The organism is Shewanella sp. 2_MG-2023 (assembly GCF_030548905.1).
Taxonomy (GTDB): domain Bacteria; phylum Pseudomonadota; class Gammaproteobacteria; order Enterobacterales; family Shewanellaceae; genus Shewanella; species Shewanella electrodiphila.
The window spans coordinates 73,068-86,826 of the sequence record NZ_JAUOSO010000011.1; the positions used below are offsets into that span (position 1 = coordinate 73,068).

The window sequence follows — 13,759 nt, forward strand, 5'->3', positions numbered from 1 at the left end:
GCTTATTTATGAGTATGGTCAATATAAAACCTACACATTGTCGACAAAGGTCTAACGTGCACGTCAAGATTCCAATACATTTCGAATGAGCATAAGAGGATTCAAACAAGCAAGGTTAATAGTTGTTATTTATTAACAATAAAAGCACAATGGAGTAACACTGATATTTCTAACTAAATAATAATAGAATCAAGGCTTAATATGTCAGATAGCGCTGAGTCACCAAGGGTAAATCCTGCAGAAAAAAAAGGCTTTTTAAACAGCATTAATCATTTTCGTGGTATAGCGATTATTTTTATTGTTATGGCTCATTGTTATAGGCCTGCAGGTTGGGAAGTTGAAACCCTTGCAGATAAAGCTTGGTTCAACTTAATGATGAATGGCACAGTATTTTTTGTGTTTATTTCTGGTTTTTTATTCCATCACGTGTTTTATCACCGTTGGGACTATAAAAAATATATGAAGAACAAAACCAAATTTGTCTTTTTACCATACATACTGTTATCGCTACCTTGGATATTCTGGCATTTGACGGTAGGTACTGATCCAGCGCTACATGTGATGTATGCCGACATTGAAAAGCCTGCAGTAGCAGCAAGCTGGTATGTCATCACAGGGAGGACCCTAACAGCTTACTGGTATATCCCAATGGGAATGATGTTATTTGCCCTTTCGCCATGGGTCATGCATTTAATTAAACGCCAGCACCTTCTGATAGTTGCTGTACCACTGTTTATTATTGCGATGTTAATTCACCGACCTGAATCAAACCTCAATGCTATACAATCACTTTTTTATTTTTTACCTGTTTATTTATTGGGTGTTTGGGGTTCAGCTCATCGAGACAAACTTTTCCCATTCATCGATAAGTACTGGGTAGTTATGCTGCTGTTAGCCATTGGGTTCGCTGTTGCACAAGCTCATTGGTTTGGTGCCGGCACCCTTAATAAAGCGGCGCTAGAGTTCACTGTTCCGGATTTAATGTTGCCACAAAAAATGTTGCTCACATTTGTGATATTGGCCATTTTGAATAAGTTTGAACATATCAGTATTAAACCCCTACAAAAATTAGCAGAGGTCAGCTTTGCCATATATTTCATCCACCCTTGGATAACAACGCCTTGGTGGATGATATATAACAGTCCAGATATTTTCGGTTTTGAAGGAAGTGGCAACTTGCTTACGACATTAGTCGTTACGATGGGAGTAATAATCGTTTCATACTTTATCGCTACCGCCATTAAGACAATATTGAGCAAGAAAAGTCGCTATATTATCGGTTGGTAAGTGTCATCAATCGCAGTTTCATTACGTGTTTTAATCTAATAAAAAGCACCTATTAACGAGCATTTCATAAAAAGTATCTCGTAAAGACAGCTAGCGCAAAAACTAAGCCTTGTTATGAATAATAAGGCTTTTTATTTTACTCCTTGAAGCTCACTGAATCCCGTATAACAATTTATGACCCCTGTGTAAGAATTAATGACTGCGATTGTTGATTTGATAAGCAGTTATCTAAAACCTTGCTTGCACTAAACCTTCTCAGTTCATTATCATGAGTACACGACAAACCAGTTTTACACGGTCAACTTCTCTCGGGGCTTTATGACAATTATCAATGTACTTCTAATCTGCGGCGGCGGCAGCGCTGAACATGACGTTTCAGTATTGTCAGCAAACTATTTTGAATCGTCATTAGCTAAGTCAGATAGAATAAACCTACTGAGACTAGAGCTTGATGGTAATGGCCATTACTTTGATCAAGATGGTCACCGCTGCGAGTTAACCAGTCGCCGTGAAGTGCGTTTTGATGACCAAAACAAACCCGCTTGGCCTGTTGATTATGCTATTCCTTGTATTCATGGTTTCCCAGGTGAAACCGGTGATATTCAATCGTATTTTAATCTTATTCAACTGCCTTATTTTGGCTGTGAATCTGAAGCATCAAGCAACTGCTTTAATAAAATCACCGCCAAAATGTGGTTCACAGCGCTCGGTATTCCTAACACGCCATATATCTTCCTAAATGATATGAACCAAGATGCCATTGAGCAGACTCAAACGGCACTCAATGAGTGGGGTTCGGTATTTGTAAAAGCGGCATCTCAAGGTTCATCTGTTGGCTGCTACAAAGTGGATAATGTGTCGCAAGTTGAGCAAGTTTTAAAAGACGCATTCAGTTTCGCACCCTCAGTGGTGGTTGAAAAAACCATTGTTGCTCGAGAATTAGAAGTTGCGGTGTATGAGTATCAAGGAAAAGTGATTGCCACACTGCCAGGGGAAATTATTTGCGCCAGCAATACGTTTTACACTTTTGAAGAAAAGTATAATGCCAGTAGCAAAGCCAGAACCGATGTTGTGGCCCAAAACTTATCTAAAGAAGTGGCAGAGCAAATCAGAGAGTATGCGATTAAAGCATTTAAAGGGATGAAGTTAAGACACTTATCAAGAATTGATTTCTTTTTGACTGATAAAAATGAGATTTTGTTAAACGAAATTAATACCTTCCCTGGCTCTACTCCTATTTCGATGTTCCCCAAAATGCTCCAAAATCACGGTGAGGATTTTACCGCTTACCTTGTAGATAACATCGAAAGTCAGCTTTAGCGCGACATATTAATAGAAATGATATTGGAAAATGTTTGCTGATGGCCAGCATTTTCTAATTCATCTCGCCAAGGGTTATCCTGCACTTTTACCATATAAAAATGCTGCCTGTATGTGTCTGTCACAAACGCAATACCGTGCTGCATCAACTCATAATGAATATCATTGATAAACACCAACGAGAAGCCTTGTCTTCCTGTTAATTGATTAATATCTTCTCTTGTTAAACTGACACCAGACTCTAATTGATCAAATTGCAGCTTAAGCCAATTAGCAAAATCTTTAGAACTCACCATAGACATAATACCCCTCCAAACAAAGCTCATATTGTTATCAGCGGATATCTCATCCGTTGAGAGCTGGCTGAATATGATAAGTATAGCTTGTTATAAAATAGTCAAAGCTAGTGAAGACTATTTATAGACTAAACCAATAGTGAATTAGTACTTTCGAACTATATCAAGAGAGGTTTTTAGATGAATTTTTTAAGACATTCATCGTTTTAATTTAAAAAACTGAAGTTCCAAGACTTACCAATAACAATATTATCAACCACTTAAAATAACAAGTAGCAACTAATATCACAATGACGTCAATATCACACTATTTGTCAAAAAAATGACTTAACACTTGATTTTAACATTAAATCAATAGAGTATTCAGTTGCAACGAAAGTGCCACATAAAATTGACATAATGCATAAGCTCAATTTTAAATTGTTCAAAAATTAGGAAATAAAATGTATAAGCAATTTTGTTTAATTCTGATGCTTAGTTTAATTGGGTGTAGTAGTTTCCAATCTTCAGATAATCGTCAAGAAATAGACACATCTATGGTCAGCGGGAAATATTTTAACAACGATGGATTTGGTAATAACATTCATTTAATTCTACATGAAGATGGACGTTACGAGTCAAATCTTGAAGGTCCGATTGGGATCGCTAGTTATTCTAACGGTGCTTGGTCAAAAGTAGATGATAAGATATCATTTTTACCAGAAGGAGATTCCGGATTCTTAAGAAGAGCATTATCACCAATGACTATTCTTAAAAATGACAATGATGTGTTATTAGTACCTTCAAAAAAAGTAGAAATGCATCAACAACTAATGGCAGATTTTGGAAAATCTACTTATAAATACTCACGTATAACGTTCTAGAGTAATACCCCCATGGCCTACCTACAGGGAAGCTCCGTAGGCTAAATTGATTTTCGCCATAAAGCCATCTTGATACATTTCATTTAGTGCATTGACCAACGCCTGATGTTTAGATACATCTAAAGCCTCATTACACGCCATAGCCCGTAAAGATGTGTGGAATATAAGTTCAGGTTCACCTAATTGCGTTTTTGATTGCGTCATTAATGCCTTAGCACTAATCAACTCCGCGGCCCATAGGTCAATTCGGCCTCTATCAAGTTTCTTAATATTTAATCCATCTTCGTTTGTAAGCTGAACCTGGTAACGAAACGAATCTAAATATTCACTAATGCCACTGCCTAAATAAGTGCCGATAGACAAATGCTTAGCATCTTGAAGCGTTACCAAAGGGATTGATTTACTTTTCGCACTGAATAAACCATATCTTGAAATTAAAATAGGTCCAACCCAGCGATATTCACTTTCTATCTGTTGGGTGCGAACTATAGGTAACACACAAACATTTTGGTCTCTTGCGGTCATCGTTAAACCACGTTTAAGTGGGTTAAATATCACTTTGTATTCCATATTTGCACGAGTAAATAACTCATCAATGATGTCAATAATCATGCCTTGATGATGAGCATCAGTTTGCTCTGCAAAAGGTACGTGCTGATAGGTATATACTGTGATTTCAGAAGCAGATACAGAAGTGACAGCATTGATTGATAAATACCAAACACACAACAATAAATAAGCTAGCTTTTTACCAAGCATTTATTGCCTCCTCAAAAGGTAAGCTTTTCCCTTTTACTTCTTCTGGCATTAACTGCTTTGGCGAGCCAGGTTTATTTAACCAAATAGAAGGTTTTACCTGCTTATTCACTTTTGGCCCGCAAATTAAATCTTGATCTTGCAAACGAATTAAATGCTGATCTATTTGCTCAGCTAAAGCATTCATTCCATCAGTAACAGATAGCTCACCTTCAATAATAAGACTAATAGCTTGCCACCAATAACCTGCCATACCGGGGTAATCTGGCACATTGGTGCCTGTTGGTGTCCAAACATCCCTTGCATGGCTTCGATAAAACTCTACTAGCCCACCAAGATAAGGAGCTTGTTCAGTCATAATATCTGATGCGATGTCCGATTGACGTATTGGCGTTGCGCCGACTAACGTTTTCTTTAATGAAACCGTTTTAGACACAACAAACTGTGCATATAGCCAAGCTGCAATTTGATTTTCATCTGGAGTGTGATTTAAAAAAGTCCAAGCACCAGTATCTTGATAACCTGATTTCATGCCTTTTTGCCAATACTTGCCTACAGGTGAAGGTGCAACACGCCACTTAGGGGTGCCATCATTATTCATCACCGATAAACCCTTTTTTGTGTAATCTGGCACAAAGGCGGTATACCAAAATATTTGTTGGGCAATATTGCCTTTGGCAGCCCAATCCCCAGACTCTGAGAACGTTAACTGTTTCGCTTCAGGAGGCGCGTATTTTATTAGCCACTCTTTATACTTCTCTATGGCATAAATCGCTGCTGGACTATTTAGTGCTCCACCTCGCTCAACACTAGCGCCCACTGGACGGCAATCTTCAACACGGATGCCCCACTCATCTACAGGAAGTCCATTAGGTAAGCCTTTGTCACCTACTCCAGCCATAGACAACCATGCATCCGAAATACGCCACCCTAAAGAAGGATCAGATTTAGCGTAATCCATATGACCATATACTTTGGTACCTGCGATTTCGCCAATATCATTGGTAAAAAAGTTGGCAATATCTTCATAGGCTTGCCAGTTCTGAGGAATTCCTAAGGGGTAACCATATTTTGATTCAAATCGCTTTTGATAATCTGAATTAGCAAACCAATCACTCCTATACCAATATAAGTTTGCAAACTGCTGATCAGGTAGTTGATAAATTTTCCCGTCAGGTCCTGTAGTAAAAGCAAGCCCAATGAAGTCGCTTAAATCGAGCGTTGGTAAGGTGAAATCTTTTGCGTGATGATTGATTAGATCAGTAATCGACATTACATGCTGCTGCCTAAAGTGACTGCCAATTAGATCACTATCACTGATGTAAGCATCATAAAGTCGCTGACCTGTCATCAATTGAGCTGAAAACTTTTTAATCACATCATCTTCATTGGTCAACTCATGAATAACGTGAATACCTGTAATGTCGAAGAAAGCTTTAGCTAGCACATTGGCTTCGTATTGATGAGTATTTATTCGCTCCGACACCACCCGAATTTCCATTCCCTTAAAAGCTTGTGCTTTATGCTGAAACCACAGCATCTCTTGTTTCTGTTCAGCTAAAGATAAAGTAGATGGTTGAAATTCAGATTTTAGCCATTGAAGCTGCTGAGGGTTAAGCTGCTGTTCATAGGTATCTTGTTGAGTATGGTCAAGCTGCGAGTTTACGAGAAGTTTGCCTTGAGGATCAGCTTTATCAAATATTTGAGGTTCGGCAGCACTAACAGTAGTAGCGACAACAGCCGTACTAAGCGTGACTGAGACTACAACTCTCAGTAAGACTTTAGTGATGATTACAATACTAGTGTTCAATAATGGTATCAATTTCTGCATGCATCCTGCTTCAGTGTTCGATTCAAGATAAGTTAGCCAAATTAAGTCTTTATTACTACTGAATTATTTATCTATTTAATATAGCCCTATATGTATGAAAAAGGCCAGCTAATGCTGGCCTTTTATTGTTAATTTAAAATCTAGTTAAGATAAAATTTTAACGTTAAATTTATTTAAAAACCTTCTACGCCTGCCATGTCAGGTAATTGATGTGCAATACCTTTATGACAATCAATACAGGTTTTCTCACCACTGGCGAGTGAAGTTGAATGCATTTGTGATGCACGTTTAGATTGACGCGTAAAATCCATGTAGTCGAAGTTATGACAATTACGACACTCTAATGAATCATTCGCTTTTAATCTATTCCACTCATTCTCGGCCAGGTGGCGACGTTTAGCTTCAAACTTTTCACGAGTATTAATGGTGCCAAATACCTTACCCCAAACCTCTTTAGATGCTTGCATTTTACGGGCAATTTTATCAGTCCAATTATGGGGAACATGACAATCAGGACACGTAGCGCGCACACCACTTCGGTTAGTGAAATGAATGGTCGTTTTTAGCTCTTCGTAAACGTTATTTTCCATCTCATGGCAACCAATACAAAACTGTTCTTGGTTAGTTACTTCTAAGGCAGTGTTAAAGCCCCCCCAGAAAATCACACCAGCAACAAAGCCACCAAGAGTTAGAAAACCTAGACTGTAGTGAACACTTGGACGATTAAGTACCTTCCAAATTAACTTCAGGTTTTCTAGTAATTTTGAAATCATAAACGCTCCTAGTGCTCAGTTGTTGAAGAATGTTTCATTAACTCTTTAACATCAACGAAATCATTCTCGACAAGTATCTTGGCATCTAATTGAGATACATGGCATTGAGTACAGTAATAACGACGCGGCGATAAAGATGCCAAGAAGTTATTTTCTCTATCCATATAATGCGTCACACTCACCATAGGTGCTTGTGAGTGCCCAGTACTATTACGCGCATGGCACTGCATACATTTGTTTACTTTCAAATCAATCTGGTAACCATCAATGCGATGCGGAATAACCGGTGGTTGCATTGGATAATTGCGCACCTGTTTTACGTCAGAGTTAATCACCTTTTGCATCGCTGGCGGTGTTGGCTCAACTTCAATTGGTGCTAAACGCAACGTGGCAATTTTTTCTTCAGGTACTGATGCAGCCATCAAACTAAAAGAGAAGCCCAATAACGCAATCATTGATAAAATTTTACCTGCTTTCATGGTCGTTCTCCTTAGGCTTTGACAATTTTAACCGCACACTTTTTAAAGTCAGTTTGTTTCGACAATGGATCTGTCGCATCAAGTGTAACTTTATTAATCAGCTGGCTAGCATCAAACCATGGTACGAAAACCAATCCAACAGGCGGCTTGTTACGACCTCTAGTTTCAACGCGGGTTTTAATCTCACCACGACGTGAAATGACTTTAACTTCATCACCTCGACGTAAACCACGCTTTTTAGCATCATCTGGATGCATGAAACACACAGCATCAGGGAAGGCTTTATAAAGCTCAGGAACACGTTGAGTCATTGAACCTGAGTGCCAATGTTCTAATACGCGTCCTGTGGATAACCAAATATCAAATTCTTCATCTGGCATTTCAGGCGCTGGCTCATATGGCAAGGCAAAAATCACTGCTTTTCCATCTGGCTTACCGTAGAACTCGAATCCTTTACCGGCTTTAACATAAGGATCAGCACCTTCTCGGAAACGCCATTTAGTTTCTTTACCATCAACCACAGGCCAGCGAAGACCATGCTCAGTATGATAGCGATCAAAGTCAGCTAAATCATGACCATGACCACGGCCAAATTCAGCATATTCTTCAAATAACCCTTTTTGAACATAGAAGCCAAAGTGCTTAGCTTCGTTATTCATAAACTTAGGATCAGTGTCACTTAACGGGAATTTCTCTACGTTGCCATTTTGGTAAAGGACTTCAAATAACGTTTTTCCTTTAAACTCAGGGTTAGCATCAAGCACATCTTTTGACCACACTTCGTCAGTCGTAAAACGCTTAGAAAATTCCATCAACTGCCATAAGTCAGACATTGACTCGCCTGGAGCTTGAACCATTTGATGCCAGAACTGAGTACGACGTTCAGCGTTACCATATGCCCCTTCTTTCTCTACCCACATGGCAGAAGGAAGAATCAAATCACCCGCTTGAGTCGTGACTGTTGGGTATGCATCTGACACCACAATGAAGTTGTCAGGGTTACGGTAGCCCGGTAAGCCTTCTTCATTCATGTTCGCAGCAGCCTGCATATTGTTATTCACTTGCACCCAATAACAGTTTAAATCTCCATCTTTAAGACGTCGATTTTGCTCAACAGCGTGATAGCCCGGTTTAGGTGGGATAATGCCACTTGGAATATTCCAAATATCTTCCGCAAGCTTACGGTGCTTAGGATTAGTCACAACCATATCTGCAGGTAAACGATGTGAGAATGTACCCACTTCACGAGCGGTACCACATGCAGAAGGCTGACCGGTTAACGAGAAAGGACTGTTACCTGGCGTCGAAATCTTACCGACTAACAAGTGAATGTTATAAATCAGGTTGTTACACCACACACCACGTGTGTGCTGGTTAAAGCCCATGGTCCAGAATGAAGTGACTTTCTTCTTAGGATCAGCGTATAACTCAGCAAGTTCAATCAGTTTATGCTCTGGCACACCCGATAATTTACTGACACTTTCAACATCGTAATCAGCAACAAACTTTTTGAATTCTTCAAAATCGATTGGGGTTGAATCACCAGCAGTATCAACATTCTTGGCTTTTTTCTGCAACGGGTGTGATGCACGTAAACCGTAACCAATATCCGTTTCACCTTTACGGAAATTAACATGCTTACTGATAAAGTCTTTGTCGACTTTGTCATTTTGAATAATGTAATTCGCAATAAAGTTAAGCATTGCTAAATCTGTTTGCGGGGTAAATACAATCGGTAAATCAGCCAAATCAAATGAACGATGTTGGAAAGTCGACAGTACTGCCACTTTTACATGTGGTGCACTTAAACGGCGGTCAGTAACGCGAGTCCAAAGAATGGGATGCATTTCAGCCATGTTTGAGCCCCATAATACAAATGCGTCAGCCGCTTCCATATCATCGTAACAGCCCATTGGCTCATCAATACCAAAGGTACGCATGAACCCACCTACCGCTGATGCCATACAGTGACGCGCATTAGGGTCAATATTATTTGAACCAAAACCCGCCTTCATCAGCTTAACGGCTGCATAACCTTCCCAAACGGTCCATTGGCCCGAACCAAACATACCTACTGCAGTCGGCCCTTTAGCTTTAATGGTCTTTTTCCATTTTTCAGCCATGGTGTCGAACGCCATATCCCAGCTAACTGGGGTAAATTCACCATTTTTGTCGTATTTGCCGTCAGTCATACGTAACATCGGGGTTTGCAGGCGATCACGGCCGTACATAATTTTTGAAAGGAAGTAACCTTTGACACAGTTAAGGCCTTTGTTAACTTCACTTTTTGCATCGCCATGAGTAGCAACCACTTTACCGTCTCTGGTGGCTACGATAACTGAACAGCCCGTACCACAAAAACGACAAGGCGCTTTATTCCACTCTAATTTTGTCTGCTCTGAACTCGTAATCAGGTTACTTGCTGTTGCAGGTAATGCCATACCGGCTACGCCAGCTGCTGCTATAGCAGCATTGGCTTTCATAAATTCACGTCTGTTCATACTCATTCTTCACCCTCTTCTAGCTCTTCGCTTTGGTGATAAACCATAGTGGCTGTTAACACACCAGGGATAGCATTTATGGTAGAGATGTCATCCATTAAAGAACGCTGAGTCGGTCCTTCAATCACCACTACAATCTTCATTTCGTTGTTTACTGATAGTTCAGCATTTTCCATCGCCATAATCTTTTCACGCACATCACCCATTTGATCAGGATGGACTTGGACGATTAGGCTGGTTACATGAATTTCTTTTTTGCTCATCAAGAATACTTCTCTTTTATTTTTGTTATTAATTAATGGCTAACCAGCACCCGGTGGGCCTGAAAGGATTTGACTGAACCATATGGTAAAACCGAGTGCACTGACTAATAGTGCCGATAAGATTGGCGCTAAAAAAACCGTCAAGAAGATAAAAATCTTAAATTCCAGGCTTTTTTCGCTTTGCGGATCTGTACTCATGGAGCCTCCAGTAGAGGTTTAGAATAAAAGTGATGTAACTTAGTTGTTACATACTAAGATTTGCGAGAATTTTATCTTTAATCAAAGACTAAACTATATACTCACAAATTGGTAAAACGTATCTTTGTTGATCTAGATCATAAAAACAGATTAAACACTTGCAATACAAAGGTATCTTTTTGACTTATTCAACTAGAACTGATGGAAGGGAAAAGCATTAGCATGCTTACAACAATCACAAAGGTTTGTTCAAATCAGAATATAATACTTAAGTATATATAGTCGCTTCCAGAGAAGTTATCAACTTGTTAAGTTGTAATTTGCTAATATAGGAGAGTAAAAAGAGTTATTTTGAGTGTTTAAAGCTTCAGCGATTTCCATTTACGCAGCTTGAACTCGCTTGCTTTGGTTCAATTGCTTTAGTTCAATTGCTTTGGTTCAAAATTAAACGACAAGTAAACGTATTTTCATAAAAAAGCACAACTGAATATATATTCAATTGTGCTGTTAAATTTCCAGTTTATTGATAATTATAATTACGGATTAACACGATATCGAAGTACTTTTAGCGACTTCTGCTCATCGATATCAGCAAAGACTGGTGGATTTTCAATACGCTCAACAAATGTCAAACTTGGCGCGGTTTCAGCAACCTGTTGCATCAAAAAATCACAACCCAATTCAGGCGCATTCAAACACAGCAGCACCTCACCATCTACAGCAAGTAACTCAGGTAGCCTACGTAAAAGTCTTACATAGTCTTTAGTTGCAACAAAACTGCCTTTTTGATTACTCGGTGGATCGGCAACAATTAAATCATAAGGGCCTAATTTAGTTAACTTGCCCCATGACCTAAAAATATCATGACCTAAAAATCTGGCCCCTGATTCAAATCCGTTAAGCAAATGATTTTGTTTGCCAATGCTCAGTGCGCCTTTACTCATATCCATGTTAACAACTTCGGTAGCGCCGCCTTGTAAACCAACCACTGAGAATGCGCAAGTATATGCAAAAAGGTTTAATACTTTTTTATCTTTTGCATGCTCCTTAACCCAGCGACGTCCATTAGCCATATCAAGAAAAATACCGTGGTTTTGACCACGCAACAGATGCACTAAAAAATCTGCGCCATTTTCTGAGACAATGTGCTTTTCAGGCACTTCACCTGCCACAATTTCAGTAACCGTTTTACCTGCATTACGGTATTGGAATACCAAGTTAAAGCTCAATTCACTATGATGTTGTTGCCAAACAGCTGCAACGGCATCAGTCAACATTAAGCGCTCACCTTCAGACAGCTCTTTAAAGCTGGTTAATAACAGTACAGGCTTAAACCAATCCAAACATAGGTGCTCTAAACCTGCAAAACGACCGCCTCGGCCATGGAAAATGCGGCTAAGTTCATCAGTTAATTGTACTTGGGCAAGTGATTGCCCAAGTGGAAATTCATCACTATCAAAATTCATTTTTTACTTTCACAATATTCAATTATTTAATTAATTTATCGACGTTTTGCTGTTTAAGATTTTTCAGCCGTCTTAACAGCTTCTGCTTGTTGCAATTCGGATGAGTCAGAGTTTAAATCTATGCCATCAGCTGAGTCGTTTTTATCAGTCTGGCTTTCACTTGCTACATAATCATTTGCCACATAATCACTTGCCACTGTATCAGTAGACACTTCATCAGAAAGTAAAATAGCAAACCATTTACCGTCTTCACTGGACTCAAGTGCAATTTTGACAACCATGGTTAACGGTACAGATAGCAGCATACCAACAGAGCCTAGTAACCAGCCCCAAAAGATCAACGACAGGAATACCACTAATGTCGATAAACCTAGGCCTCTCCCCATGAATCTCGGTTCGACAGCGTTGCCCATAACCGTATTAGTCCCAAGATATAAAAGTGCAGTTACCCCTGCAGCACCTGGACCCATTTGAATAAACGCTAATAATACCGCCGGAATAGCCGCAATGATTGAGCCGATATTCGGAATATAGTTGAATAAGAAAGCCACTACAGCCCACAACAAAGCGTAATCGACACCAATAATAGATAAGCCAATGCCAATGATAATACCCGTAGCGATACTCACTAACGTTTTTATCACCATGTATTGATTTACAGAATGTAAAAATTTATCGATTTGCTTTAGGCGCATATCTGGATCATCTAAAGCAAAATGCAGCTTCTTTGGTAAAGACTGAGCTTCAAATAACATAAAGATAATAGTCAGAATGATTAAGAATAAGTTGGCCATCACATTGCCAACACCAGACAACATATTAGTTGTCATGCTCAACGCCATACCTGGGTCAAAATATTCAAGAACTTTGTCTTTCGAAATATTGATATTCATTGAATTGAGTTTTTCTAACACCCAAGAAAACTGCTCAATTAATTGTTGACGATAGAATGGCATTTGTTGAGAGAACTCGTTTATCGAACTCCCTACCAAACTCGCAAGCCATAGCCCCATCATGACAATAAACATCATCAATAAAATAACAGAAAGCCATTTAGGTACACGATAGCGTGTCATGAATTGAATCGCTGGATTACAGATTACGGCTAAAAATGCAGATAATACAAACGGCACGACAATGGGGCTTGCTGTTTTAATTCCCGCTAAAATCACCACTAAACACGCCATGATAGCGAAACCACGAAACGCCATCGATGAAGAATTGCCGCCACTCATATTTAAACCCTTTGGTATTATTGGAATATCACATAGAAGTGCGCATGTATTTATAAGCTCGATTTAGAAGCATGATGGAAAACACAAGACACTTAATGTTGTTTTAAAATGGATTAAAAGACGTTTGCATTAATCCTGATGATTAAATCTACTATTAAACTAGCACAATAATAATAACTTACGCATTATACTCACAATCATTAGTCTATGAATGACTATATTACGGCTATTTTATTAAATGTGCTTCACAAAGAATAATCACATTACAGCGACACTTCTGTCGTGAGTTTAACTTAGATTAACTGAACCAATACTAAATACGAAGCCAATGAGGTAGAAATGCGTTTAGTAAACCTTATTACCCTTAGAGGTTTATAAGTAGAGTTTTATAAGTAGAGGTTTATAAGATTTGCATGACAGCTGATCTACTGATGCTTTTATATCGTATCAAACTGTGTAAAAGAGTGAGTTTTATTGATTTTTAACAACTG

General features: G+C 38.9%; 13 protein-coding genes. 3 read left to right on the top strand and 10 right to left on the bottom strand.

Annotated features, from left to right (window positions below):
* The first annotated feature begins 201 nt into the window (after positions 1-201).
* Both Q4600_RS12355 and Q4600_RS12360 read left to right on the top strand, forming a co-directional pair.
* A complete protein-coding gene (locus Q4600_RS12355; protein ID WP_303516588.1) occupies positions 202-1,287 on the top strand; it encodes an acyltransferase in 1,086 nt (361 codons plus the stop codon).
* Between the two features lie 318 nt (positions 1,288-1,605).
* Positions 1,606-2,607: a D-alanine--D-alanine ligase gene (locus tag Q4600_RS12360; RefSeq protein ID WP_229368399.1), complete on the top strand. Its 1,002-nt coding sequence runs from the start codon at positions 1,606-1,608 to the stop codon at positions 2,605-2,607.
* On the opposite strand, the gene Q4600_RS12365 is transcribed toward Q4600_RS12360, so the two are convergent.
* Positions 2,604-2,909, bottom strand: a complete 306-nt coding sequence (locus tag Q4600_RS12365) for a hypothetical protein (RefSeq protein ID WP_102528317.1) — start codon at positions 2,907-2,909, stop codon at positions 2,604-2,606. The genes Q4600_RS12360 and Q4600_RS12365 overlap by 4 nt on opposite strands.
* A gap of 437 nt (positions 2,910-3,346) precedes the next feature.
* Between Q4600_RS12365 and Q4600_RS12370 the strand changes: the two genes are divergently transcribed.
* Positions 3,347-3,766: a hypothetical protein gene (locus Q4600_RS12370; RefSeq protein WP_229368400.1), complete on the top strand. Its 420-nt coding sequence runs from the start codon at positions 3,347-3,349 to the stop codon at positions 3,764-3,766.
* 21 nt (positions 3,767-3,787) lie between these two features.
* Here the strand turns inward: Q4600_RS12370 and Q4600_RS12375 are convergent, their stop codons facing one another.
* From Q4600_RS12375 to Q4600_RS12415, 9 genes are all read right to left on the bottom strand, one after another.
* Entirely contained in the window at positions 3,788-4,525 is a 738-nt protein-coding gene (locus tag Q4600_RS12375) for an ABC transporter substrate-binding protein (RefSeq protein ID WP_303516591.1), read from the bottom strand.
* Positions 4,515-6,353 carry an ABC transporter substrate-binding protein gene (locus Q4600_RS12380; RefSeq protein ID WP_303516593.1) on the bottom strand — a complete coding sequence of 613 codons (1,839 nt, stop codon included), beginning with the start codon at positions 6,351-6,353 and terminating at the stop codon, positions 4,515-4,517. Before Q4600_RS12380 ends, Q4600_RS12375 begins: the two co-directional genes overlap by 11 nt.
* A gap of 173 nt (positions 6,354-6,526) precedes the next feature.
* Positions 6,527-7,126 (bottom strand): cytochrome c3 family protein, encoded by a 600-nt coding sequence (locus Q4600_RS12385; protein ID WP_229368403.1) that lies wholly within the window; start codon positions 7,124-7,126, stop codon positions 6,527-6,529.
* Between the two features lie 8 nt (positions 7,127-7,134).
* Entirely contained in the window at positions 7,135-7,605 is a 471-nt protein-coding gene (locus Q4600_RS12390) for a nitrate reductase cytochrome c-type subunit (protein WP_102528768.1), read from the bottom strand.
* Positions 7,606-7,616: 11 nt separating this feature from the next.
* Positions 7,617-10,106 carry a nitrate reductase catalytic subunit NapA gene (gene napA / locus Q4600_RS12395; protein ID WP_229368468.1) on the bottom strand — a complete coding sequence of 830 codons (2,490 nt, stop codon included), beginning with the start codon at positions 10,104-10,106 and terminating at the stop codon, positions 7,617-7,619.
* A gap of 2 nt (positions 10,107-10,108) precedes the next feature.
* Positions 10,109-10,369 (bottom strand): chaperone NapD, encoded by a 261-nt coding sequence (locus Q4600_RS12400; protein ID WP_102528769.1) that lies wholly within the window; start codon positions 10,367-10,369, stop codon positions 10,109-10,111.
* A 39-nt stretch (positions 10,370-10,408) separates the two neighbouring features.
* Entirely contained in the window at positions 10,409-10,567 is a 159-nt protein-coding gene (locus tag Q4600_RS12405) for a periplasmic nitrate reductase, NapE protein (RefSeq protein WP_102528770.1), read from the bottom strand.
* A 536-nt stretch (positions 10,568-11,103) separates the two neighbouring features.
* Positions 11,104-12,033, bottom strand: coding sequence for a class I SAM-dependent methyltransferase (locus Q4600_RS12410; RefSeq protein WP_303516598.1), 930 nt, complete (start codon positions 12,031-12,033; stop codon positions 11,104-11,106).
* Positions 12,034-12,086: 53 nt separating this feature from the next.
* Positions 12,087-13,268 (bottom strand): AI-2E family transporter, encoded by a 1,182-nt coding sequence (locus tag Q4600_RS12415; protein ID WP_303516600.1) that lies wholly within the window; start codon positions 13,266-13,268, stop codon positions 12,087-12,089.
* Positions 13,269-13,759: the final 491 nt, after the last annotated feature.